Raw genomic sequence first — 25,888 nt, forward strand, 5'->3', positions numbered from 1 at the left:
AATTATTCAGAAAGATCTGAACTTTCTTTGCCTGTAGTTTCTTTTTTTTCCTTAAACACAGAATACATTTCTTCAATTTTTGTATTTAGTTCTTTAATTTCAGATTCAGTTAAAATGTTTTCTTCTATCTTTTTATTTATAATTTGAATTTGCATTGATTTATTAAAAATGTAAAATAATACATCAGCAAATATAGCAATAATAAATAAAAAAAATATACAAATTATAACTTTAGAAACAGTAATTCTTTTTCTATCGTCTTTTTTTATTGTTTCTTTTGTTATATTTATTATATCTTTTGTGCTAACTTTATCATCTAATAATTTATCAATTTTTTTTTCAAGATTAGTAAGATGTTCATCTAATTGTTTATAATTTATATTTTCCTCAATTGATAAATAGTTGTTATCTTGTTCATTTGTTACATTAAGTTTTTTTTCTTCTTTTTTCATATTTACCTCTTTATTTAATTCATATTATTTATTTTTATTATTAAATCATTTTCAAATTTTAAAATTTCATTCAATAATTTATCTAACTGAGTTTTTATAGCGTCTTCGTCAATCTCTTCAATATCTTTTATACGACCTGTTGAGAAATGTGTTCGCCATTGCCAGTTTTCTTTTTGCATTTTTGAAGGACTAATTTTATTTATTTTTTCAAATAATTCTTTTTGTTCAGGAGTTGCATTATCTGAATTTAAAACAAACTTCATAGAAATTTCTTTTCCTTCACTATTTTGTATTTCATAAAAATAATGATTTTTTGACTTCCAGCCACTATTAGGTTTTTCAGATTCTGGAATCAATTTATCCATTTTCTCTGTTCTAAAACGAGATATAGATTTAGTTGTAAAATCTCTACAGAAAATTATTTTATTTTCAGCTTCTTTTTCTGCAGCCCATTTTGTTATTATTTCAAATAAACCAGAGGCTTTGTCAGGTCTATTTTCATATATTAAGTCTAAAGCTTTCTGATGCTTAAAATAAATATCTCTACATATTTTTGCTAATTCTTCGTCTTTCAAAATATCCCTCTTTATGATTTCAATGTAATTTTCAACAAGTATCTTAATATCAGAAGATACTTCCAACTGATTTTTATTTTTTTCAATAATATCAAGTACATCCTGGTATGACATTGGTATCCAATATTCTGGTTCACTAGATTCAATTCCATTTGGAGAAAGAAAAATATAGTACTGTTTATAACTTGGATAATGCTCTTCAATTATTTTTCTATATCTATTTAATTGATCATCGTGTTCTCCTGAATCAATTTTATTTTCAATACATAAAATAAATTTTGATTCATCTGAAATAGCAAGCATATCTATATTATGCCATTCTCTTTGAATAATAAAATCATGATAATCCATTAAAAGGGTCGAGAAAATATCTTCATCATCAGAATTATTCTTTATTACAAACTGTACAAAACCTTTTAATATTTTATCTCCGAATCCATGATTTTCATCAGGATTAAGAAACCAAGCTAACATATTACTATGACGTATTTCAGTTCTTGAAATTTTCAAAACATCAAAAAGATTAAACTTTTCGGACCATTTCGAAAGAGCTTCTAAACAATCTATATCAAGGAGAAATTCTTTTATTGCTGTTTCATTATCTTTATTCATCTCATCTCCATAATTATTTTAATTTATATATATAATTAATTAATAATCCATTATCTCTAACTTCGTCTGTTAATAATTCTTCTCTTAAAATTTTTGTATTAATAATTTTCTTAAAAATAGTATTGTCAGGGTAAGAACTAATATCATATGCGATAAATATTTTTTGTTCTAATGTTAATTGTGAAAAATAAACTGTTAAACCTTCTGGATAATTAATTAAATGTTTTATTGTATATCTACTTGTATTCAAGAAACTATAAAACGAATAAGGAAATGTTATTTTTGAATCTTTCTTTATTGTTAGTAGTTCATTAATTAATTTAGGATTATATGGAAGATTACATCTCTGAATAATATCAAAGTTATTACTAATTGAAGATGTGTCTATTAATGTTTTTTCTTTATCTCCTTCATCGTTTATTATATCAAATGTTTTTAATACAGCATTTTTTATACTTTGCATTTTCCAATTATCTGATAATTCATTATCAAAGGTATTAGCGTCTATTGATTTATCTGTTTTTCTCGAAATTTGATAACCAAAACAAATATATTCTTGAATATCTTTTTCACAATTAGCTAATTTTTGATTTGTTAAATAATTAAACACTGTGTAATTTAAATAACAATCAACAATATTTTTATTATAATTCATAAATACTTCATCAACCGGTGATTCTGTATAACCGCCACTGACAAAATGCTTTGTAATCATGTCATTTTGCCTAAATAAGAATTCAATAAATTGATTTGTTTTCTTTTCATAAGAATCACTTTTTCTATCTAATAAAAGAATAAATAAGGTAATAGCACTTATTCCAGTACCTAAGGAAGCACCCCATACATAAGAAAAGGTATTCCATGTTTCCTTGTCACTTGAAAGAGTATTTCCATGAAATGGAATAAAATACAAAACAGCTGGTAATAAAATAATACCAATTAATATGCAAAATAAAATCTTTAATATACGTTTCATTTTTTTATACCTTTTTTTATACTCCAAAATATCTCTCAAAGAATTCCGTTAATCTTTGAATTACAGTTTTCTTAACTTCACTTCGATTTCCACCACCAAAACGTGATGTAGGCGGAAGAATCTTATCGATATCAATTCCTGTTGTTCGCAATGTTCCATCACGGAAAGCATTTTCAATAAAGACTTTTGTTTCTTCAGGTTTAAGTTTTAATTCTTCTGTGATGGCAGCAAGTTCTTCAACCTTCTTTTTCTTGATGTATTCCAGCCAGTCTTTCTGAATATCTGTGGATGTATTGATTTTTGAAATGAAGTCTTCAATAAGGTCCTTCTTACTTCTAAGCTCAATACTTCCGCCGATTGCTTTTCGGATGTCCACAAGAATAGTTGCATCCTGGCAATTTGATTCATGGTATTTTGCTACGAGCATAAGAATGTAATCAATGTTGATGTCGACCTGTTTAATGAGCTCCATTTCAAAGACGATATCATCGTTGATGTTTTCTTTTTCGGCTTCTTCACCTGGTCTGATTTCTGAGTGAATATCAAGATAATGGCTCTGGTAATCCTGCAGGTCATTTATCGGTAGTAGGTTATCGCCCTCAAACTGATCGAATGTTGTAAGGATATTTCGCATGCGAAGAATCGCACCATAAAGCATTACGAACTCTTTCTTTGCTTCCTGTGTAATTACACTTTCTCTGAATGAATCCAGAGGGAACTTAGTAAGAAGTTCATCAACAAGTTCTGTATATCCTTTGTGGTATTTATTCTTTTCATCAGTAAAGCCGTTGTAGTAATCATCAAAGCTGCGTAAGAGAATTGTTCCCTTTGCATCTTTATCGCCAAAGAGGGCAATGGCTTCGTCTGTCTGTTCTGACAAATCTCTAAAGCAGACAATGTTTCCAAAGGTTTTGATTGAATTCAAAATACGGTTAGTACGGCTGTATGCCTGAATAAGTCCGTGCATTTTGAGGTTCTTATCTACCCAAAGAGTATTCAAGGTTGTTGCATCAAAACCTGTAAGGAACATATTTACAACAATCAGAATATCAAGTTCTTTATTCTTCATTCGGAGAGAAACATCTTTGTAGTAGTTCTGGAACTTGTCTGCAGATGTATCATAATCAGTTTTGAAATAAGCATTGTAATCTTTAATTGCACTTTCAAGATAGTCACGACTTACAACATCAAGTCCGCTTGTATCATCTGAGTTTTCGTCATCAACAAAACCGTTTTCATCTTCAGCTTCGTTTGCTCCAAAGCTGTAAATCATTCCAACTTTGAGGTCTACTTCTGGATGTTCTGCAAACTGTCGTTTGAATTCATTGTAATATTTGATTGCAGTTTCAATGGACTGAACGCAGAACATTGAGTTAAAGCCAGATAGATGTTTCAGAGATTTTTCTTCCTGGACGCTGTTTCTGTCGCGGGCTTTTGCAACTTCTTTAATATTTGTAAGTGCTCTGAAGTCATATTTCCCGCTGTTGGTATTTCGTTTTGTTTTCTGATCAAAGTGTTCAATGATGTATGAAACAACCTGTTCTATACGTTCCTTTGCAGAAAGAGCATTTTCCTTATCAATGGCCGCAACATCTTTATCTTTGATTCCATCCTTCATTTTGATTGTCTTAATATAATCAATACGGAATGGAAGAACGTTATGGTCGTTAATTGCATCAACAATTGTGTATGTATGAAGCTTTTCACCGAATGCCTGGTCTGTAGTTCTAATACCGCCAGCTCCATTTGCACCTGCATTTTTCTGGAATATTGGAGTTCCTGTAAAACCGAACAGATGGAATTTCTTAAAGTTCTTAACAATTTCCTTGTGAAGTTCCCCGAACTGTGAGCGGTGACATTCATCAAAGATCATTACAAGATGTTTCTGGAAAATCGAATGTCCTTTATTACTCTTAATAAAAATTCCAAGTTTTTGAATTGTTGTAATAATGATTTTACAGTTATCATCTTCCAGTTGTTTTTTAAGAACAGCTACAGACTTATTTGAATTGGCAGCATCTTTTTGGAAGCGGTCATATTCCTTCATTGTCTGATAGTCCAGGTCTTTACGGTCAACAACAAACAAAACTTTATCTATGCAATCAAGCATACTTGCAAGAATTGCGGTTTTAAAAGATGTAAGAGTTTTACCAGAACCTGTTGTATGCCAGACAAATCCGCCTGCTTCTATAGTTCCTTCTTTATGATAATTTGTTGAAATAATAATCTTGTTCAATATTCTTTCAGTAGCCGCAATCTGATATGGTCGCATTACCAAAAGATTATGAGAAGTATCAAACACACAATACTTTGTAAGAATATTTAAGATAGTATGCTTTGCCAGGAAAGTGCGGGCGAAATCTTCAAGGTCATTAATAATCTTATTGTTTGCATCTGCCCAGTAAGAAGTAAACTCATAAGAGTTACTTGTCTTTTTGCCACTACCTTTTTTTGTAGAGACTTCTTTAATATGATTTTCGCGTGTAGTATTAGAAAAATATTTTGTATTAGTTCCATTAGAAATTACAAAAATTTGTATAAACTGAAACAGTCCAGCACCAGCCCAGAAGCTGTCACGCTGATATCGTTTTATCTGATTAAAAGCTTCACGTATATTAACACCACGCCGCTTTAATTCACAGTGAACAAGTGGAAGACCGTTTACAAGAATTGTAACATCATAACGGTTGGCATAGCGGCCACCTTCCGGAGTAAATTGATTTATAACCTGCAGAGAATTGTTATGAATATTTTCTTTGTCTAAAAGGTAAATGTTTTTTGTAGAGCCATCATCACGTCCAAGAACCTTTATATAATCACTTTGAATTGTAAAAGTCTTTTCTTCAATTCCTTCATTTTGATTTGCAAGATACTGTCCGTAAAAGCGAAGCCATTCAGTTTCACTAAAAGTTATGTGATTAAGTTTTTCAAGTTTTACCTTTAAATTTTCTACAAGCTCATCTTCTGTTTTTATTTCAAGATACTCATAGCCCTGTTCAACAAGATCCTGAATAAATGTTTTTTCAAGTTCTGCTTCGCTCTGGTAATCTGCACGACGTTTTCTTATTGGAGTATATTCTGTAACAACAGTAGCTTCGTTGGTTTCTAAGACTATGTTATACATTTTCGCTCTCCTCATTATTGAATAATTCAGGTGAAAGCATTGAAATTAAAATTAAATATGGTTGTTGTTCTTCTTCAGACATAGTGTAAGATAAAACTAATTTAATAAAATTAAATAAACATCTTCGGGTAATACGAATTAAAAAAGCATATGGAATTGGGAAAAAGTGATCTTCAGCATTTGATATTTCAATCAAAGAATATGGTGATGCATGAATATAATTGCAAGTTAGTCGGTAGTAATCTAATAATATTGGAGATTTCAATCTTTCAATAAGTTTTGTTCCATTCATTTTTTCTTCTGAACACCAGCCATAAGGAATATAATAAAAACTATTATCAGGAATTTTTTCCCCATATTCATTTATTAATTCTGGAGTAAGGGGAAGTTTCCTATCAAGTAATTGCTGATAGTATCCAAAATCCATAAATCTTTTTGCTTCGTTATCACCTTTATCAAGTATATATTTAGTTATTGCAAAAGATTCCATAAACAAACGTACATTAGAAATTGCAGAAAGGCCAACATTATTAGATAACAAAAATAGAGTTTCTTTTGTTTGCATAAGAAATCTTCCAAGCATTTTACCTAATATAATTCCACATTTATCGTCTTTCTTGATTTTAGGTAAAATTATTTCATCCCATAAATCTTTTGCAAAATCAATTAACAGAATGATTTCATCGTAATCATGATATTGCTTCTGTTTCTTAGTTAGCCTTAATTCATTACTTTTGAATGTTACAAGAAATTTATCTAATTTCTTCAAAAGCAGTTCTTTTGAATCTTCATAATTGCTAACTTTATTTGTTATATCTATCAATGCTTGGAAGACAGCCATACTTATCCCTCTTTACGATTAAAAGTTAAAAGCTTATCTCGATAATATTCGTACTGCTTATGACGTGCTTCGATTTCTGCAGGAAGACCGGTGGTGATGTCGTTACAGATAGAATCGAAGCGGTTGAGGATCGAGACAATGCGTTGTTGTTCTTCTAGAGTAGGTACAGGTATTTTTACTTTTTGTAAATCACTAATATGTAAAGCTACATTTGCACCACCTTTCATCAATGGTGTTAAAAGAATATCTTTCATATAAAATAAGTAATACTGTAAATATTTTGCATTCAAAATTTTTTCATCTTTTGGAATCATGGCACATAAAATATTTCCTAATGCAAATTTTCCTTCTTGATAAAATATTCTACTAATTTGTGCCACTCCATGACCTCTTGCAGATACTAAAGAAAGACAAACGGCCTTACAATCAAATTGATAATCTATACAAGAACTTCTTTTATCGGTAGTTACAACCAATGGGTATTCTCCAGGAATTGCTTTCTGAATTGGAGTTTTTCCTTTTTCAATATTGCAAAGTTCTTGCAGTTCAAATAATTTTTCTTTCTTTATATTAAGTAATTGTTGTTTTGCCCATTCGTACTGTTTGCGACGAACTTCTAATTCTGTTTCTAACTCTGTTTTTAGCGTAATGAATTTATCAAGGATACGGACAATTTCATTCTGCACTTCAAGAGGGGGAACAGGGATTTCATATTTTGAAATTGAATCAGATGAAACGGAACAAATTTTTCCTTCTGCTACATATTTTTTAAGAAATTGATGGTATTCATGTGTCCTAAAAATATAAGAAAGATATACAGGATTTTGTTTATGTCGATAAATATAACAAGCGTCATGGATTGCTACTTTTTCATCACCTAACCATGCAACAGCAATTCCGATATCTATTTTGTTTTCACCAGCTGCAACAATGATAACATCATTTTTTTCCGCATAGCGAAGTTTTGTTGTTATTTCAGAGTTTATATGAGTTTTTACTTCTTTTGCATAAACTCCATAATGCGTATATAACTCACCATAGTGTATACACGGTATACCATCTTCTCTATCATCAGCATGAACAAATCTTCTGCCTCTTTCAAATGTACCGATATCACCAAGTGTTTTGTATTCCACACCATTTGGGCAAAGCTCTTTTATTAAATCATCAAGTTTACTCATTAACCTTCAATCTCCCTGATGATTTTATCTATCTCTGTTCGGAGTATATTTTCCTTTGCAACAATTTCATCAATCTTTTTATTCAAAATTTGAATATCGATTACTTCTCTTGTATCTTCTGCTTCTACATAACTTGAAACAGTCAGATTATATTCATTCTGAGCAATTTCGGAATTATCTACAAGTCGGCTCACGTAATCAATTTTATCTTTTCGTTCTGTAAAAACTTTCAGGATATTATCAATATTCTGCGCAGTAAGCTTATTTGAATTCGGAGCCTTTACACATTCTTTTGATGCATCAATAAAGAGAGTTTTGTTTTCGGCTTTTCCTTTTTTAAGAACCATAATACAGGTTGCAATAGTTGTCCCAAAGAAAAGATTTTCCGGCAGCTGTATGATACAGTCTATGTAGTTGTTATCAATAAGATACTTTCTGATTTTCTGTTCTGCACCGCCACGGTACATAATGCCAGGGAAACAAACAATAGCCGCAGTTCCGTTTGTTGCAAGCCAGCTTAAAGAATGCATGATAAATGCAAGGTCTGCTTTTCCTTTTGGAGCAAGAACTCCTGCAGGACTAAAGCGCTGGTCGTTTATAAGAATAGGATTATCATCACCTTCCCACTTAATTGAGTAAGGCGGATTCGAAACGATAGCCTCGAAAGGTTCATCATCCCAGTGTTTTGGATCTGTTAATGTGTCTCCAAGTTTGATGTTGAACTTATCATAACTTACATCGTGCAGGAACATATTGATTCGGCAGAGGTTGTAAGTTGTTATATTTATTTCCTGGCCATAAAAGCCAAGACGAACATTGTCTGCACCCAAGATTTTTGCAAACTTCAAAAGAAGAGAGCCTGAACCACAGGCTGGGTCGTAAACTTTGTTTACAGTCTTTTTACCAACAATTGTGATTTTTGTAAGAAGCTCAGAAACTTCCTGAGGTGTGTAATATTCACCACCAGACTTTCCTGCATTGGAAGCATACATACCCATAAGGTATTCGTAAGCATCACCAAAGGCATCAATAGAATTATCTGAATAATCTGAGTTTCCAAGATTCATGCTTGCAATACCGTTCATAAGTTTTACAAGCATTTCGTTTCGCTTATCTACTGTTGCACCAAGCTTGTTTGAGTTTACATCGATATCATCAAAAAGGCCTTTGAAATCATCTTCACTTTCTGTACCTGTTGCAGAGGCTTCTATTTCCTTAAAGATTTTTTCGAGCTTTTCGTTAAGGTCTTTTTTATCTTTATTTGCTCTTTCAAGAACGTTTCCAAAAAGCTTTGAAGGAAGAATAAAGAATCCTTTTTCTTTTACAATATCATCTTTTGCTGTAAGAGCTTCTTTATCTGAAAGCTTTGCATAACTAAAAACTTTGTTGCCTGCTTCAATTTCGCCTTTAGAAATATAGCGGTCAAGGTTTTCTGAAATATATCTGTAAAAGAGCATTCCAAGAACATACTGCTTAAAATCCCAGCCATCTACGCTGCCACGAAGGTCGTTTGCAATTCCCCAGATTGTACGGTGGAGTTCTGCTCTTTCCGTTTCTTTTTTGTTATCCATTTATTGCCTCAAAACAATTATTTGAAATTATATAATTTTGTTGTTTATTAGATTGAACCTATAATGCTATTAAGCTGCTGTTTTACTTCGTTCAATTTCTTTTCTGCAGGATGCTCGGGCTTTCCTGAAACCAACTGATCCACAGTTGTATTCAATTCCTTTGAAATCTTATAAGCAATATCAACAGGTGGCTGCACTTTCTTAGATACCCAACCTCTAAAAGTATTGATAGAAATACCTATTGCATCACAAAGCTCAATCTGAGTCATATTGTTTTTTTGCAACTCATTTAAAACATTATTCATGAAATCCATATAAATCTATTTTAACACATAAATATATTTATTTCGACATTTTTTTACTTGACAACATATCTATATGGATAGTATTTTATAATTAACATATCTAATTGGATATTATTATTATAATTTTATGTCCAAATAGAATACAAAAGGAGAAAAAATCATGAAGAATCAATCTACTACAATTACTTTTAGAATCTCAGAAGACATTAAAAATGAGTTTTGGAAATTTGCACTTGTAAATCATACAACCCCAAAAGCACTATTAACTGATTATATTTGTGAGTTATTAAACATAACAATTGAAAATCAAACAAAAAGAATTGCTTGTGAATTTTGCGGACGCCATTTTTTTACAAATAATAATATAAGAAAATTTTGTAGTGCCGAATGTCGAAAGAATTATAACACAGCACTTAGAAAAGCCTGGGCTCATAATAACCGAGCAAAGAATGAACAACTATTAACACCTAAAGATGTACTTGAACTTCGTAAAGAGACAAAGTGTTTTTATTGTGGATGTGAATTAAATGATTCTAACAGAACGCTAGACCATTTCATTCCACTAAGTAGGGGTGGATCAAACACTAGAGATAATATGGTAGCCTGTTGTTTTGGATGTAATAATAAAAAAGGAACTAAGACTTATGAGGAATTTATGAAGTTATAATACTTGTGTCATTCCATCGTCATTACGTATTCTTTACTTGTTTTGGTATATAAAAAAGACGGAATACATTATTTGTAATCCGTCTTCTTACAGAATTAATTATGTTAGAAAACCTGAGAACTTTATGCCTCTACAGGTACCTTTTTAGCAATCTTTTTAACTTCAGCTACAGAAATTTTAAGAAGGCTTGCTATCTGCTCTGGAGTTACCAGATTGGCATCAAGCATTTTCTTGATAAGTTCTTCTCTTTCTTTTTCTCTTCCTTCATCTACAAATCCCTGAACAATATCGCACATAAGTAATTCATCCTTATTATCTGCTTATCTAATCGCAACTTTCTTTACAAAAGGAAGAGATTCAAAAGTCTTATTTTCAAGCATACTGATTAATCTGCAGGCAGTACCAGTTGGATGATTTGTACCTTTTTCCCATGCTTCTACAGTCTTACTTGAAACGCCCATATAGTCAGCAAAAAGAACCTGTGTCATTCCAACTGAATTACGTATTGCACGAATCTGATTATTATCATAAGTCTTTACAGGCTGAATTTCATAAACTGTCTTACGGCCTTTTAATTCACCACGTTCAATAGCAACAGCTTCATTCAGACCTGTCATTAATTCATCAAAAAATTCACTCATGTTCTTTCCTCCAGTTTTCAGCTGCTTCTTTCTTCAAGGTTTGCACAAGGGTCTTTACGGCCTTTTTTTCAGCATCAGTCAGATTCGATTTCTCGTCTTTTGAAAATACCTGAATCAGATAATTCTTTTCAAATGCTGCAAAATCTACATAGCAAACTCTGGCACTACCGCTTTTTCCTCTGCCTTCAAAAGCATAACGAATCTTTCTGAGGCCTCCGGTTCCAACCATTGTATCGCCTGCATCGGGATTTTTAATAAGGTATTGCTGCAATTCAGCTAAATCATCCTCATTAAAACCAAGTGCATACCATCTTTTTGTAAAAGATGGAGTTTCTATGAATATTCTTTTCATTTACAACCTCTTATAATATACCCTATATTATAGGGTATTGTCAAATATAATGAATCAATATTTTACGCTTCCTTAAACAACATATTTACAGCCTGACGTGCAGGATTCAAACCTTCAACCATTTCTGGAATTGCTGCTCTTGTGTAATATTCAGTCATTTCGACAGAACTATGACCAACCATCTTCTGAACAGTTTCTGCATCCAAATTTCTTCTCATTCTAGTTACATATGTAAATCTGAATGAATGAGGGCACAGTTTTCTATTAGCAATCTCAATTCCGGCTCTTTCAATTACTCTATGAAATACAGATTCAAGATATTCCTGACGCAATGGTCTCCCATCATCTCTTTGAAAAATGAATTCATTTTCAGTAAGGTAATGAGAATCAATGTATTTCTGAACAAGATTCATAGTATCATCAGGAACTAAAGTAACTCTTAATTTCTGATCTTCATCGCTACCTTTTTTATTATAATTTGTTCTGTTTCCATTACGCTCACAGAATCCATCAATTACAAGAGCATGACTTTCTACAATGAACTGCTTAACTCTTAATCCTCTTGCTTCACCTAATCGCAGGCCGCAACTTGCCATTACAAGAAACAAGAGGTATTCACGCAATCCATCTACCCAATTAGTTCCATCAAAGAAGCGGACCAATTCATCAGAAGTGAAAATATCAGCTTTTTTTGAGTTTCTGGCGAAACGAGGATAATCGGGTTTTATTACAGGATATTTACAATGCCATGGAGCCTCTTTATAAATATGATTCAATGCTTCAAGGAAAGAATTTTTCCAACTGCCGGATTTATCAGTGAGATTCATGAGATAACCATTCACCATAGGAATAGTCAAATCTTCAATAAAGCAATCACCAAACTGTTTTGTGATTTCCTTTATGAAGCCTCTGTAATTATCCAAAGTACGAGAGCTTAATTTTTTTCCTAACTGATTAAGCCTTTGTACATGCTCACTGTCAGGCAGAAACATTTTCGCTGCAATCTCATTAACAGTAATTCTTCTTTGTGTGTTTGTAGGGTCAGGCAATTTAGAAACGTAAACGTATGCTTCAGACTGGTTCGAAACATTCGGAATAAGCTTCTGATGCTGAATTCCAGTTATTGGATCTTTCCACCAATAATACCAACGCTTAGTTGTTTTACCTGCTTTTGACTTTACGGTCTTTTTGAAAGGGTGATAAAACATTAATGGCCTCCGTGAATTTTATTAACAAGACATTAACAAAAGACACAAAGGTCATCTGGGTTAAAAAAAAATAAGTCCTTATAATACAAGGACTTACAAAGTCGGGCAAGAGGGATTTGAACCCCCGACATCCTGGTCCCAAACCAGACGCGCTACCAGCTGCGCTATTGCCCGTTACGTGAGTATTAATATATACTTTTTATCAAAGTTAATCAATACCAAAAACGGCTTTTTTTTGAAAATTTATTATTTTTTTTTATTTGCTTGTCGCAAAACCATTAATCATATCTGAAACCTTGCTGGTAGCAGAAAGGTTCCTGTCAGAGGCAGTAACAGCTGCTTCAGCAGTTGCTTTCATTTCGTCCATACGCATAGTTACATTATTTGATTTATTCATAGTGCTTTCTGAAATGGTACTGAGTGCCCGGATACCTTCAAATACGTGTTCGCTTTCGCCTTTCATATGAGCTGAGGCAGAGGTAATATCTTTTGTAGTTCCTTCAAGAGTGAGCATTGCATTAAGGATATTTTCTGCACCAATACGTTCTTCGTTCATACCACCTTGAACCTCATCAATCAGCTGCTGCAAGTGTGTAATTTTTTGAGTAACACTTGCAAAATTATTAGCAGATTTTGTAGAGGATTCAACAATACCATTAATTGCTTCTGAAATACTTTGAAGCAGCTGTGAAATAGAATCAGACTGTTTAGCAGATGTTTCGGCAAGTGTACGGATTTCTCCGGCTACTACAGCAAAACCTTTTCCGGCTTCTCCTGCATGTGAAGCTTCAATAGCAGCATTCATAGCAAGAAGATTTGTTTTACTTGCGATAGACGCAATTGATTCATTTGCTGCAAGAAGATGCTCTCTTTGCTGTGCGATATTTCCAATCTGTACTGTAACACTTTTCTGCTGGTTCTGACCTTCAGTAGCTTCTGTTACAAGATGTTTATATTCTTCAAGAATCTCATTGACATTATTATCAACAGATTTAATATTTGCAGTAATTTCTTCAATAACAGAAGATGATTGCTGAATTGCCTCAGACTGCTGCGTTAGTTTCTGATCAAGACTCTTGATTTCTGTTTCTACAGACTGCATGCCAATAGTAATGGATTCAACTTTATCAGACTGTTCGGTAATACTTGCAGAGATTTCTGAAATATCGTTGGTTGCTGCTGAAAGAACGTTTATATGGTCAGACATTTTAGAGGAAAGTTCGTTTCCAGTTTCATTAAGAATACCAGTTTCTCCCTGTAATCGTATTATAAGCTGATTAAGACTTGCAATAACTGCATTACAATTATAGGCAAGATATGAAAGTTCATTTTTACCTTGTGCTGGAATAGTAAATGTAAGATCTGCTTTTCCTGAAGAAATTTGTTCCATTGCTGCAGAAATTGTTTTCATTGTTCCAAAAATTCTAGAGGTAAATAAGCATACAAGGATAATTCCAATTATAAGGAAAAAAATACTTACAATTGAAATATAAAGTACTCTTCTATATAGCATCTGAAGAATTGTTTCTACATTAAAATCAACACCAATAAAACCGACAACTTGTCCTCTGGAATTTTTTATACCCTGATATGTTGAAATTGTATATCCCCATTGTTCCTGTTTTTCAATTCCAGAAGAATGTGCTCCTCCATCTTTCATTGCAAGAAAAGGCCCGTCACCATAATCTGAAATATCTTCTTCCGTGCCAATCGGAGAAAAATTTATTTCATCGCTTGGATCACAGGAACCGTCAATAACAAAACGGTAAATATTTCCTTTGACTGGTGCCATAGTATATAGATACTGACAGTTTGCTGTTTCTTTAATATTAAAAAGGGCAATGCGAACTTCTTCATAATAAGGATCATTATCATTTAGGCTGTGACTTAAAGCCTCGAACTTATCACCGTCAATAACATTTAATGCTTTTTTTGCAATTGGGGTTGCCTGTTCGGCACAGAGGGCTTCTCCCGTTTTTATTATACTGAGACCTGAAAAAACAGCCATAGTAACGCTTGAAAGAAGAATGAAAAATCCAAAGAAAAAAATAAAACGAGCTCGTAAAGAAAACATAAAAAATCCCCAAATCAGAAGTATTAATATGATTTTACTACTGAAATGGGGTTTTTACAAATTATTTATATATTCAAGAAGAGAATTAGATTGTTGTTCCTTTTTCTTCGTTCTTTTTCTGAACGTAAGCAATGAACTCTTCAATCTTCATTGTCTTCTGTTCAAGACCGCTAGACTGGCGGAAGCGTACTGTTACAGTTCCGTCTTTCTTTTCGTTTTCGCCGACAATCAGGATGTAAGGAGTTTTGTGTTCCTTAGTGATTGTCTTAATCTTATTTCTCATGTTCTCTGAAGAAAGATATGCGTTAGCGCGGATATCTGCACCGATAAGTGCTTCATAAACCTGCTTAGCATAATCATCAAAATCATTTGTTACAGGAACGATTGCAGCCTGCTCAAATGCGAGCCATGTTGGGAATGCACCTGCAAAGTTTTCAATGAGAATACCAAGGAAGCGTTCGAAAGAACCAAGAATAGCGCGGTGAAGCATAACAGGGTGATGCTTCTGGTTATCTGCTCCAATGTATGTAGCGTCAAGGCGTTCTGCAGAAGGAAGCTGATAGTCTACCTGAATTGTACCACACTGCCATTCACGGCCAATGCAGTCATAGAGCTTAAACTCAAGTTTTGGACCGTAGAAAGCACCTTCACCAGGCTGAATCTCATATGTAAGACCTGCTGCTGTACATGCATCAGCAAGAGCCTTTTCTGCACGTTCCCATGTAGCAAGGTCACCAACGTGATCTTCTGGCATTGTAGAGAATTTAACTACAAGGTCATTAAAACCAAAGTCATGGTAAACTCTTTTAAGAAGCTTACAGAACTTTGCAACTTCTGGACCAATCTGTTCTTCTGTACAAAGAATATGAGCATCATCCTGAACAAAGCCGCGAACACGCATTACACCGTGAAGTGTTCCACTTGCTTCGTTTCTTACGTCATGACCAAACTCTGCAAGGCGGAGTGGAAGATCTTTGTAAGAACGCTGGCGGTTCTTGAAAATCTCAAGTGCTCCAGGACAGTTCATAGGTTTAATAGCAAACATACGTTTTTCAGATTCAGTGATAAACATATTCTGCTGATAGTGTCCCCAGTGACCAGAACGCTCCCAGAGAGTACGTGGCATGATAGCAGGAGTATTAACTTCCTGATATCCGTCGCGGCGAACCATCTTTCTCATGTAATCCTGCATTACAGTGTAAATTGTCCATCCGTTTGGATGCCAGAAAATCTGACCTGGATCTTCAGGATCAAGGTGGAAGAGATCCATTTCCTGACCAAGCTTACGGTGATCGCGTTTTTCTGCTTCTGCGAGCATAGCAAGATAATCTTTCAGATCATTTGGCTTTGCAAAACAGAGTGCATAAACACGAGTAAGCATTGTGCGGTTTGCATCGCCTCTCCAGTAAGCACCTGCAACACGGTCAAGCTTGAAAGCCTGTCCATTGATTTCTTTTGTTGATGCTACGTGAGGTCCACGACAAAGATCAAGGAATCCGTCCTGTTCGTATGTAGAGATAGTTTCACCTTCCGGCAAATCGTTAATAAGTTCAATCTTATAAGGCTGGTCTGCAAAAAGCTTGAGAGCCTCTTCCTTAGAAACTTCCTTGCGTACGAATTCTGCATTGCTTGCAAGGATACGTCTCATTTCCTTTTCTACGGTAGCAAAATCGGTCTCGGTGAACTTGGTGTCGGTTGGGAATTCAAAGTCGTAGTAAAATCCGTTTTCGATAGCAGGGCCAATAGCAATCTTTGTGCCCGGGTAAAGCTTCAAAATAGCTTCTGCCATCACATGTGCGCAGCTGTGTCTAACAATCTGCAAGTTTTCATCAATAGCCATTTTTGTACCTCTTTTATGTAAAAATGTTTATCTATTATATCGCTTTGATTGTAAGTATTCAATAAATCTACTATATTATGTGTATGATTAAAGCAGAAATTACAGATAAAACTCTTTCAGAGCACCTTTCAAAAATAGAAGAAGATAAATTACGCATTTTTACAATGGCAGATGGCCGTATCCGCGGTGCACTTTTTCATGGCACACGTTTTATAAATCAGATGCGTGCCCAGCATAATCTTGGTATTCTTGAAACTTATATTCTTGGACAGGCAAGCCTTTGCGGTGCTCTCACAATTCCTATGATGAAGGATATGGAGCACACACTGATTCGTTTTGAAGGAACAGGCTCTGCAGACGGCTACACCGTAGAAGCTGACTCAACCGGCAGTGTAAGAAGCTATCTTGAACAGGAACATATCCCATTAGACAAGCCTCTTGAAAACTGGAATCTCAAACCTTTCCTTGGAGCTGGAAACCTTACTTTTTCCCGCATTCATAAAGATGATAAATATCCTCAGAGCTCAACAGTAGATGTAGACGGCGAAAATATAGCCCATGATTTTGCAAGCTACTTTGCTCAGTCTGAGCAGATTAATACTGCTTTTAATTCAAGCATTCAGTTTGATAGAGAGGGAAGAGTAGTTGGAGCCGGTGCAATGTACATTCAGGTAATGCCAAAGACCGGTGGTACAGCTGAACTCGGTTCACAGGTAGACAGCCATGCCGAAGAAGATGCAGATGAAGAGGAACTGTTGCGAAAGGTAGAAAATGCTTTCAAAGCATGTCCAAGCATCGGCCTCCTTTACAGTGAAAGTGAAGTTGACTCAGAAGATATTATCTTAGGTCTTTTCCGCGAGTTCCAGCCAACTATTACAATGAAGCGAGACATTATCTACGACTGTCCATGCAGTAAAGATTATTTCTTAAATCACATCCGCGGCCTCCCACAAAAAGACCTGGAAGATATTCGCAAAAACGGCCCGGACCCATTGGAAATTACCTGCAGAAAGTGTGGCAGCGTATACCACATCCCGGTAAGTGAAATTTAATTTACTTGACGACAGGTCATTTTATATATATATTTGATAATGCATTTGGGGGTGTCCCGGTTTCGACGGAATTGGGAAATCTTGTATTGCAGGTAGGGGTGAAGGTCCCTTAAACTGACGACAAAATAACTGCAATTTTCGCAAGAAAAGAAGAAGAAGCTGATGAGGCTTCTTTCGAAGCAGAAGCACTCGCTGCGTAAGTAGCCGTGCAGGAACCCAGGCGGCCCTGTTCCGCGTTGCCTGACGTTCTTTTACCTTATCGGGACTTGCTGCGTATTGTGTCTGGTCTTTACGCAGGACATTTAATCAGAATACGGAGGCGACGCTTGTTATGCTGCTACCGGCTCCCGACAATCACCTCGCATAACTAAACTTGTAGATGTACCTGGTTTACTTTTTCGGACGGGAGTTCAATTCTCCCCACCTCCATAAAAAATGCTTCGTGAGAACACGAAGCATTTTTTATTTAACAAGTTTCTTCAGAATAATATAGGTAATGTCGTCTCCAAGATTTTTTGTTCCTGAAAACTTAAATAATGCTTCCGGTAATGCATTTACCTGTTTTTCAAGATCTTTTGAAATATTGTCTTTAATTACAGACATAATTCCATCAATTCCGAAATATCTTTTTTCCTCATTAATACATTCAGTGATTCCATCCGTATATAAAATCAATTCATCATTTTCTTTCATATCAAAATGAACAGTCTGGAAATTAACAGGAAGGTCTGGAATACCAATTGCTCCAAACTGATTGATTCCATCATTTTCTATCAAATGTAAATCTTTAGTATCTGCGCTGTAAAGAATTGCTTTTGGATGTCCTGCATTTACAAGTTCATAGCCGTCTTTATTAAAGCGTATTAACATTCCAGTCAGATAGTTTTCAATATTTCCTTTTTCAATAATAATGCGGTTATTAATTCTGCTCATAACTTCATACAGAGGCTTTTTGAGTCCTTTTTTAAACTCCTGTTCAATGATGTTTTTTACAAGCATTGTAACAAGACCTGAGGCAATTCCATGTCCGGAAATATCAAAGATACCAAAGCCTTCAAGATGATTGTCATTGAGGAAAGCCATGTAAAGGTCACCGGAAACTCCTGCCATTGGCTTGGAAGTAAGTTTAATATCCCAGTCTTTAATTTCCGTGGTGTCTAATCTATAAAAGCTTCTCTGCACAAAACCTGCAAGATCAATTTCTTTTAAGGCTCTGTTCTTTTCTTTTTCAAGTGCATCTGTACGTTCTGTAACAAGCCGTTCAAGGTTACGGTTCATATATTCAACTTCATTTGCAAGACGTACAAAATGAATAATGAGAATGCCAAGAAATAAGAAGATTACCGCAATCCAGCTGATGGCAAGGAGCAATGTATCAATCTTTTGATTAAAGAAAAGTTTTGCAATCAGCTGAGAAGAGAAAGCAAGTATAAATGGAATTAAACAGAGTACATAGTGATTAAACTTTCTGTCTTTTTTACGGATTGAAATAATAATTATCTTTGTCAGGAAAATAAATTGAACTATGATAAACAAAAAACTAATACGAAGTCTGAAACGGAAATCTGGAATATTGTCTGCTGTTAAAGGAATAATTGCTGCAATCAAAGTTAATAAAAATCTGATTAATTTTCCATGTCCAGATTCTTTATAATGAAGAAAATCTCTTGTAAAACAGACAATAAGATATCCTGTAATTAAAGCCGTAACTCCTTTAAATATCTTTTCAAACTGAAGATATGTAATATGAGCTCCACCGATGAATGAATATTCGCCGTAATAGAATACACTCAGATAAAGTCCGGTAAATAAACATAATAAACCAAATGTAAGATTTTCAGATTCAGAGCGTCTTAATAAATACAAGAATATATAAATTAAGAAGATGATAAACAGAATTACTGTGAAAATCAGGTACATTTTGGAATAAATGAGTGAATCGTAATCTGCTTTAGTAACTACATCATAATTATCAGAAATAAACGGCATGGAATCAATTGAGCCGTAACCATGACACCATAAAGCAATAGTTATTGTATTTTTTTCGCCGTAGTTTAAATATCTTTTTGGAAGCTGTAATGCAAAAGATTTATTTCCTTCTGTAAATTCATGAGGGGGCATTTGTCCGGTTGTTCCAATTAAGTGACCATTAACATAGATTCTGGAAGCAATTTTAATTCGGCCAATATATAAAGCAGAATCTTTTTGTTTAAAATTTAAAGGAATTATAAAATTTGATTTAAGATAAATGTAGCCGTACTGGTTATCCAGATAATCTGAAAGATTAGAAAGATTTTTTTCTTTAAGGTCGTAGAATGGGTAAGGATCTCCGGCAGTAGAATATTCCCAGTTTTCCAGATAAATACGGGAAGTGGAATTAGATTTTGTTTTACAGGATAAAAACAAAAAAGAAAAAATGAGAAGCAGTAATGTCAGAAACTGGCTTTTCTTTATCAATCTAATTTCTCCAAAAAAAAAGCCTGCAATAGTGAAAACTTAAAACAAGAATTCATATTGCAGACTTTATTAAAAAATAAATATAAAAATCAGAAAGTATTATTCACCATCATGATTTGCATTGTGGAATTTCTGCTGATACTTTTTAAGCATAGCAACAGCGTTTCTCTTTCCGTTGTAAACAAAACCGCCGTTCCAATATTCCAATGCAGCAAACAAAGCGTTACCACCGTCCTGGCTGTCTGATTCTTTAGTTCTGAATGAAACGTAGTTTGACAGCTCCATAAAATCATTGTTGTGGAGACACTCAAGACGCTTTTTATTGAACTCATTCCACTTTTCGAGATCCTGGAATCCTTCTCCTTCGTCCTGTACGATAATGTGTGCGTGTGTTGGGCTGAATGAATACCAAACAGTTACCTTCTTGTTGATATCACAGTGATTACCATGCTTAACAGCGTTCTTGATTACCTCACTAATCTGCTGTTCAAGAAGATTCAGCTCTTTAATTTCAGTAGGTGCTGACTGAACAATCAGCAATGTAAAATAACGAATCTGTCTGAAGTCAGAAGGGAATTCCTTCTTCAGCATATTGGTTTTATCAAACAATGGGTCATTCTCATCCGATCTGAGTTCTTTTAATTCTTGAACCATCTCAGTTCCTCCTGCAGTTATTCACTTAATTAAATAATTGAATATTTTTTAATAAATGAATTATTCTTTTACCATCAAAAGGGCTTCTTCAATACTGTTTGCAATAGGGAAGTAACCCATAAGCTTAGTAAGTTCAATTACCTTTTTAACAGAACCGTGAATATTTGCAATTGCAAGATTCAGATTCATCTTTTTGATAGTAGAACAGATATAAATGAGCGCACCAATTCCAGATGAGTCGATGTAGTCTACCTGTTCAAGGTTGATGACGAAGTTCTTTACATTCTTTTCGAGCATTTTCATAACCAGCTCTTTAAGCTTGTATGAATTGTAAAGATCCATCTCACCGGTTACGTCAATGATGTAGACATCACCATTTTTTCGTATTTTAAGTTCCATAACGAATCTCCTTTTAAATTCCTATTAAATTATTGTATTTTAATAACCAAAAGGCTCTGATCATCATACTGCTGTGCAGTACCACAATATTTTTTCAAATCGTCTTTTACGCGGTTTGAAATATCTTTTGCTGCAGCACCGGCATTCTTTACAATAACCTTCTTAAGATTCTCAATAGAATATTGTACACCATTTTCATTGAGAGATTCAAGTAAGCCGTCGGTACATGTAGCTATAATATCACCTGAGTTAAGTTTAAGTGGAAGATTTGTGAAAACTGTATCTTTAGCAACACCCATTGGTTCGCTTGGTACAGAAATCTGCTTAATTGTTCCTTCTGAAGCTGAATAGTGGAATACTGGGTTATTACCACAAGTACTTATTTCTGCTTCTTTAGTTGTAGCATCATAATTAATAAGTGCAATACTAGCAAAGTGGTCAATTTTTGAGCTTTCAAGACAAATGCCTCTGTTTGCCCAAGACATAATTGTTGATGCAGACTGTGCTGTATGAACTGCAAGGCGGAGAATTGCACGAATCATAATCATTACGATAAGTGAGTTCATGCCTTTTCCGGCAATATCAGCCATAACAAATGAAATGCGGTCTTTTCTTGAAACAAGAATATCATAATAGTCACCGCAGACATTTTCTGCAGGCAATGAATAACAGCCGATTGAAAGTCCTGGAATAACAGGAAGTTTTGCAGGAAGCATATCCTTCTGATACTTAGAAGCGATACTACCACCCTTATTCAATTCTGTGTGTTCTGCATAATCAAGGAAGCTGTAAAGCGGTTTAATAGCTGTTGATACAGATTCTGCAAGCATAACAGCAATATCAAAATCATCTTTTGTGAACTTTTCGCTTTCTGGTTTACGCGCAAGACCAACAAGTCCGACAACTGAATCAACCTGTTTAATTGGTGCGAAGATGTAGCTTCCACAACGGAGGAACTCTTCTGGTCCATTCTGATAAACACGTGGGTCTTTTACAGAGTCTGTAATAAGAACTGGCTGACCTTCTGTGAAAATCTGTCCGAAGATGTTGTCCTGAAGTGGGAACTGAGCGAAACGAAGGTTTGTTTCAACACGAATTGGCTTGTGAGGAAGATCTTCCGGAAGTTTATATGGAGGAGGGAAAGCTCCCTTAAATGATTTTACGGCAAGAGTATTATCATAATCATCTGCAATAAGGAAAATACAACCATCTGCTTTTACCTTTTCTGTCATAAGGTCGTTACAGTATTCAAGGAAGTTTTCCATACTGTTGTTATTTGTAAAGAATGTTGAAAGTTTAGCAATAAGATTGCGGTTAATTTCAATATACTTCTGATTTTTCTCTTCAATCTGCTGAATAACAGCTCTGTTTACCATATCATTGTCGCGAGATGCATTGATTTCAGCAGCCTTCTTTGCAGCTTTTTTCTCTTCAATTTTCTGAGGGTTAATAAATGCTTTAATAATCAGATAAGGAAGAAGAATAAGTTCTGATAATATGATTGTGAATACAATATATGAGTAAAAGCCTTTGAATGTACTGTAAATTAAGCCCAGTAACATGATTCCTGTTGAAATAAGGAATATGAGACTGATCTTCGCCTTGTTTCTTAGCTTAATAACCAGAAGAAAGATGAAAAGCAGGGCACTAATTCCAGCAGCAATGTAGAGCGGTACATTTATAAATGAATCAATGGTAAACAAAATTTTCTCCTAACAAATATAGTATTACTATATTATCGGCATTATCTTAGATTTTAGCATTGAAATTTTTAGTCGTCAAGGAATAAGTTTGCTCTAAACCTCCCCTGACGACAACATTAAGAAACTTCCCTTAGCCTAAAGTGGCTCATTTACAGAATCTGTCATAGCACGGCGTAAGATTATGCATTTAATTCTGTTGAGGAAGCGTTTTGCTATAGGAATTTTATATTTTTTCTTGAAATCTATTACGGCGGCGTCCATTGGAATATCGTCGCCGAATTTTTTCTTCAAATCATCCCAATATCGCACTGTCCATACATAAAGGTCTCCAAGGGTACGGCCCGGAAAGTCTCTTAATATGTATTTTTCGCGGATAATTGATGCGAGAGGGAAATAAACATTAAAGAACCATGATTTTACAGCTTCTTCCATAGTAACTTCAGTTGCCTTATCCTGATTCATATAATATTTATGAGTAAGAATATGGTTATAAATTACATCGTAACGGCCGGCGCTTGAGAAATCGAGACACCAGTAATCTGTAATATCACCAAAGTTTGTTTCGCTATAGAAAACTCTTTTTTCGTAGTTGATAATCTGTTTCTGGATTTCTTTTAGAGATTCTGCCTTCTTAAGCTTAATTTCGCTTTGAAGTGATACTACCTCTGCATCGATAAACTCTGTTCCTCTGGCTTTTGCAACTGAAACACGGTGGTTTCCGTCTCTTACAAAGTAAAGTCCTGCAATTTCATATACTTTGATAGGAGGAAGTGTAATATCGTTTAAGGCTGCTTCATCTACATGCTGCCAGCGGTTTTTGAGGTGTGTGCTTTTAGGGAAGAAGTGGTTATCAAAATCATTATAACGGCCTTCGCTTCCAATGATTTTATCTATAGGGATAACCTTCATTCCAACATAAGTTTCTGCACTTGATTTAATCATCTGCTTTACATCATTTAATGAGATAAGATTTGCTTCTTCTGGAGAAAGCAGATGCTGAATTTCATTTATAAAGGCTTTAGTATGTGCTTTGTTAAAATCTTCTTCTGATTTTGCTCTTGAAAAATTCATGTTAGTAGTCCTTCTTTTCTGTAGTTTTCATTGGCAGTTCAATTACATAATGTGCATATGCATTAACTACGGTTGAATCGTAATATTGACCTATGCGTTCTTCACGTAAATCATAAAGATGAATGTGTCCATGTACCATATAAGTTGGTTTGAAACGTTCCAGAAACCAATTATAACATTCGAATCCAAGATGGCATGGGTCTTCATGATCATGAATGTGGCGTGGCGAAGCATGGGTCATAAAAATATCAAGATATCGACCATACTTTATTTTATTGTAAATCAATCTAGGAACCATTTTCAGAAGTTTGAACTTCATCTGTGAGTCTGTAAACTGACATAGACCATTGTTATAGCGTACAGTGCCTGAAGCACCTGCAATTAGAAGCGGTGTCTTCATACCTGTTTCCGGGTCTTCAAAAGTAAGGTTTTCGTTAATAAAAGACTTAAAACCGAGATAGGTTGCTCCGTGTCCGTGAAATCCCTGGTCAAAATTTCTGTTAAAATGGGAATTTTCCATTCGGCTTTCTTTATGGTAAAGATGATATTCTTTAAGATCGTGGTTTCCGAAGACAAAATAAGTAGGCTTATTAAATACGGATACTATAAAGTCTATGTAGTCCATTGGGAGGTCTCCGGCACAAAGAATTAAATCAATGTCCGAAAAAACTTCCTTTACATTCTGATTGTAAATAAGAGGGTCTACATAATCGGAAACACATAAAATTTTCATTAAGCACCAGCTTTTGAAAGCAAAGCTTCCAGTTTCTGCTTGTCAATAAGCTCAATAGGTCTGTTTTCTGCATAGCGTTTTGCTGCAGTATTGAAACCAGAGCTTGAGAAAAGGAAGGCTTTTACGCTGTTCATAGATTTCATTGTATCAAGTGATTCGTGAATCTGTGCTTCTTCAACTGGTTCTGGTTCACGATAGAATCTGATAAAGATAACCTGTTTACGAACAGACATCCATGATTCATCACTCTTATTAACAGCTGTAATCTGACATCCCCATTTTTTCTGGTCGCAGGTAAGAACCTGAAGACTCATCCCTTTTATTGTTGCATTGCGGCAGATAATAGGGAACTCTTCGTTACTGCAGGTAAGGTAATCTTTAAGATAATCGTTTGCCTGAAGGTCTTTATATTCAGAAAGTTTTGCAGAAACATCGCGGAAACCTTTGTTTCTCTTGTAAATCATTTCCCACTGCTCAATAGCCTTGTCAATTTTGCGGCTTTTTTCATAGCAGGCAGCAAGGAAGTATCTTGCATAAAGTGTTTCCTGAAGAGAGTTTTCTTTATCAAGTTCAATTGCTCTCTGGAAATCTACAATGGCATTATCATTTCTTCCGGCGATCATATAGCATGAACCGTGTTCAATAATAGCTTTCTGTTTTACTTCTGGATCACGCTGTGCTTTTTCAAAGGCTTTAATGGCTCCCTGAAGGTCTTTTGCATCTTTCAGAATCTTTCCAAGGTAATAATATGAGGAATAGGTTTCAGGACTGAGTTTAATGGCCATATCAATTTCTTTTTTAGCTTCATTAAACTGCTTTGTACGGTAGAGCATAAGTCCAATTTCTGCATGGGCTTTTGCATGTTTTTTATCGAGCATTGCACATTTCTGCATAAAACCAAGGGCTAAATCATAGCGGTTCTGCTGCTCGTAGATTCTACCAACCTGATAGAAGTTTTCTGCATTCTGTGGATCAAGCTTTGTAAGCAAAAGGAAGTTTTTAAGGGCTTCATTCTGCTGGTTATATTTCAAAAGAAGCTGTGAATATTCAGAACGGAAGGTTAATTCATTAATATCCTCTCCAAAAAGAGCATTGTCATTTACGTTCTTATATTCAATTACAGCAAGTTCTGTACGGTTTTCCTTTATATATGATTTTCCAAGATAATAGTGAGCAAGGTAATTCTTTGGATCTTTTGCGAGAATCTGTTTTGCAATCTTAATTGCATTCTGTGTTTTGCCCTGTTTTAATAAACGGGGAATAGCATCCATCTTCTTTGGAGATACAAAATTTTTTATTATAATGATAAGAAGTGATATGATTACGACTGCAAAAATAGCTATAATGATAATAAGCATTTGATACTCCGAATTTTGAAAGCAGATTAAGTCTTTCCAGAA

23 protein-coding genes, 1 tRNA gene and 1 other RNA gene are annotated in these 25,888 nt (G+C 34.5%); 3 read left to right on the forward strand and 22 right to left on the reverse strand.

The window, feature by feature from the left end; translation table 11 throughout:
- Positions 1-2 precede the first annotated feature (2 nt).
- Genes BM161_RS06610 through BM161_RS06645 form a run of 8 tightly spaced genes read right to left on the reverse strand, consistent with a single transcriptional unit; the run spans position 3 to position 9,646 of the window.
- A complete protein-coding gene (locus BM161_RS06610) occupies positions 3-452 on the reverse strand; it encodes a hypothetical protein (RefSeq protein WP_074931223.1) in 450 nt (149 codons plus the stop codon).
- Between the two features lie 14 nt (positions 453-466).
- Positions 467-1,639, reverse strand: a complete 1,173-nt coding sequence (locus tag BM161_RS06615) for a PDDEXK-like family protein (RefSeq protein WP_074931224.1) — start codon at positions 1,637-1,639, stop codon at positions 467-469.
- A 13-nt stretch (positions 1,640-1,652) separates the two neighbouring features.
- Positions 1,653-2,615, reverse strand: a complete 963-nt coding sequence (locus tag BM161_RS06620) for a hypothetical protein (protein ID WP_143090509.1) — start codon at positions 2,613-2,615, stop codon at positions 1,653-1,655.
- A 16-nt stretch (positions 2,616-2,631) separates the two neighbouring features.
- Positions 2,632-5,739, reverse strand: coding sequence for a type I restriction endonuclease subunit R (locus BM161_RS06625; RefSeq protein WP_074931226.1), 3,108 nt, complete (start codon positions 5,737-5,739; stop codon positions 2,632-2,634).
- The gene (locus BM161_RS06630; protein ID WP_074931227.1) at positions 5,732-6,580 is read right to left on the reverse strand and encodes a DUF5677 domain-containing protein; all 849 of its coding nucleotides are present in this window, start codon (positions 6,578-6,580) and stop codon (positions 5,732-5,734) included. The genes BM161_RS06625 and BM161_RS06630 overlap by 8 nt, the downstream gene beginning before the upstream one ends.
- Before the next feature lie 2 nt (positions 6,581-6,582).
- Positions 6,583-7,761 carry a restriction endonuclease subunit S gene (locus BM161_RS06635; protein ID WP_074931228.1) on the reverse strand — a complete coding sequence of 393 codons (1,179 nt, stop codon included), beginning with the start codon at positions 7,759-7,761 and terminating at the stop codon, positions 6,583-6,585.
- Complete coding sequence (locus tag BM161_RS06640) at positions 7,761-9,332, reverse strand: type I restriction-modification system subunit M (protein WP_074931229.1); 1,572 nt, start codon at positions 9,330-9,332, stop codon at positions 7,761-7,763. The genes BM161_RS06635 and BM161_RS06640 overlap by 1 nt, the downstream gene beginning before the upstream one ends.
- Positions 9,333-9,379: 47 nt before the next feature.
- Positions 9,380-9,646 carry a helix-turn-helix domain-containing protein gene (locus BM161_RS06645; RefSeq protein WP_074931230.1) on the reverse strand — a complete coding sequence of 89 codons (267 nt, stop codon included), beginning with the start codon at positions 9,644-9,646 and terminating at the stop codon, positions 9,380-9,382.
- A gap of 151 nt (positions 9,647-9,797) precedes the next feature.
- Here BM161_RS06645 and BM161_RS06650 point away from each other — a divergent pair, with 151 nt between their 5' ends.
- On the forward strand, positions 9,798-10,304 hold the full coding sequence (locus tag BM161_RS06650; RefSeq protein WP_074931231.1) for an HNH endonuclease: 507 nt from the start codon (positions 9,798-9,800) through the stop codon (positions 10,302-10,304).
- A 122-nt stretch (positions 10,305-10,426) separates the two neighbouring features.
- Here the strand turns inward: BM161_RS06650 and BM161_RS14360 are convergent, their stop codons facing one another.
- The 7 genes from BM161_RS14360 to thrS all read right to left on the reverse strand — a co-directional run bounded on the left by BM161_RS14360 (position 10,427) and on the right by thrS (position 16,419).
- On the reverse strand, positions 10,427-10,600 hold the full coding sequence (locus tag BM161_RS14360; RefSeq protein ID WP_177206215.1) for a hypothetical protein: 174 nt from the start codon (positions 10,598-10,600) through the stop codon (positions 10,427-10,429).
- A 24-nt stretch (positions 10,601-10,624) separates the two neighbouring features.
- The gene (locus tag BM161_RS06655; protein ID WP_074931232.1) at positions 10,625-10,945 is read right to left on the reverse strand and encodes a helix-turn-helix domain-containing protein; all 321 of its coding nucleotides are present in this window, start codon (positions 10,943-10,945) and stop codon (positions 10,625-10,627) included.
- Positions 10,938-11,297: a type II toxin-antitoxin system RelE/ParE family toxin gene (locus BM161_RS06660; protein ID WP_074931233.1), complete on the reverse strand. Its 360-nt coding sequence runs from the start codon at positions 11,295-11,297 to the stop codon at positions 10,938-10,940. Before BM161_RS06660 ends, BM161_RS06655 begins: the two co-directional genes overlap by 8 nt.
- Positions 11,298-11,359: 62 nt before the next feature.
- Positions 11,360-12,505 (reverse strand): tyrosine-type recombinase/integrase, encoded by a 1,146-nt coding sequence (locus BM161_RS06665; protein ID WP_074931234.1) that lies wholly within the window; start codon positions 12,503-12,505, stop codon positions 11,360-11,362.
- A gap of 101 nt (positions 12,506-12,606) precedes the next feature.
- Positions 12,607-12,679: transfer RNA gene (locus tag BM161_RS06670), tRNA-Pro, on the reverse strand.
- Positions 12,680-12,761: 82 nt separating this feature from the next.
- The gene (locus tag BM161_RS06675; protein WP_074931235.1) at positions 12,762-14,579 is read right to left on the reverse strand and encodes a methyl-accepting chemotaxis protein; all 1,818 of its coding nucleotides are present in this window, start codon (positions 14,577-14,579) and stop codon (positions 12,762-12,764) included.
- Positions 14,580-14,664: 85 nt separating this feature from the next.
- Entirely contained in the window at positions 14,665-16,419 is a 1,755-nt protein-coding gene (gene thrS / locus BM161_RS06680; RefSeq protein WP_074931236.1) for a threonine--tRNA ligase, read from the reverse strand.
- 83 nt (positions 16,420-16,502) lie between these two features.
- On the opposite strand from thrS, the gene BM161_RS06685 reads away from it, so the two are divergent.
- On the forward strand, positions 16,503-17,471 hold the full coding sequence (locus tag BM161_RS06685) for an Hsp33 family molecular chaperone HslO (RefSeq protein ID WP_074931237.1): 969 nt from the start codon (positions 16,503-16,505) through the stop codon (positions 17,469-17,471).
- A gap of 47 nt (positions 17,472-17,518) precedes the next feature.
- Positions 17,519-17,903, forward strand: a transfer-messenger RNA (tmRNA) gene (gene ssrA, locus BM161_RS06690).
- A gap of 30 nt (positions 17,904-17,933) precedes the next feature.
- On the opposite strand, the gene BM161_RS06695 is transcribed toward ssrA, so the two are convergent.
- The 7 genes from BM161_RS06695 to BM161_RS06725 all read right to left on the reverse strand — a co-directional run bounded on the left by BM161_RS06695 (position 17,934) and on the right by BM161_RS06725 (position 25,846).
- Positions 17,934-19,928: a PP2C family protein-serine/threonine phosphatase gene (locus BM161_RS06695; protein ID WP_074931238.1), complete on the reverse strand. Its 1,995-nt coding sequence runs from the start codon at positions 19,926-19,928 to the stop codon at positions 17,934-17,936.
- A gap of 99 nt (positions 19,929-20,027) precedes the next feature.
- A complete protein-coding gene (locus tag BM161_RS06700; RefSeq protein ID WP_022930792.1) occupies positions 20,028-20,582 on the reverse strand; it encodes an ATP-binding protein in 555 nt (184 codons plus the stop codon).
- 60 nt (positions 20,583-20,642) lie between these two features.
- Positions 20,643-20,981: an anti-sigma factor antagonist gene (locus tag BM161_RS06705; RefSeq protein ID WP_022930791.1), complete on the reverse strand. Its 339-nt coding sequence runs from the start codon at positions 20,979-20,981 to the stop codon at positions 20,643-20,645.
- Positions 20,982-21,010: 29 nt separating this feature from the next.
- Positions 21,011-22,684 (reverse strand): GAF domain-containing SpoIIE family protein phosphatase, encoded by a 1,674-nt coding sequence (locus tag BM161_RS06710; RefSeq protein ID WP_074931239.1) that lies wholly within the window; start codon positions 22,682-22,684, stop codon positions 21,011-21,013.
- Positions 22,685-22,819: 135 nt separating this feature from the next.
- Positions 22,820-23,755 (reverse strand): transcriptional regulator, encoded by a 936-nt coding sequence (locus BM161_RS06715; RefSeq protein WP_074931240.1) that lies wholly within the window; start codon positions 23,753-23,755, stop codon positions 22,820-22,822.
- 1 nt (position 23,756) lies between these two features.
- The gene (locus BM161_RS06720; RefSeq protein WP_074931241.1) at positions 23,757-24,488 is read right to left on the reverse strand and encodes a metallophosphoesterase; all 732 of its coding nucleotides are present in this window, start codon (positions 24,486-24,488) and stop codon (positions 23,757-23,759) included.
- Entirely contained in the window at positions 24,488-25,846 is a 1,359-nt protein-coding gene (locus tag BM161_RS06725) for a tetratricopeptide repeat protein (RefSeq protein WP_074931242.1), read from the reverse strand. Before BM161_RS06725 ends, BM161_RS06720 begins: the two co-directional genes overlap by 1 nt.
- Positions 25,847-25,888: the final 42 nt, after the last annotated feature.

Source organism: Treponema bryantii (assembly GCF_900113965.1).
In the GTDB taxonomy this organism is placed as follows: Bacteria; Spirochaetota; Spirochaetia; order Treponematales; family Treponemataceae; genus Treponema_D; species Treponema_D bryantii_A.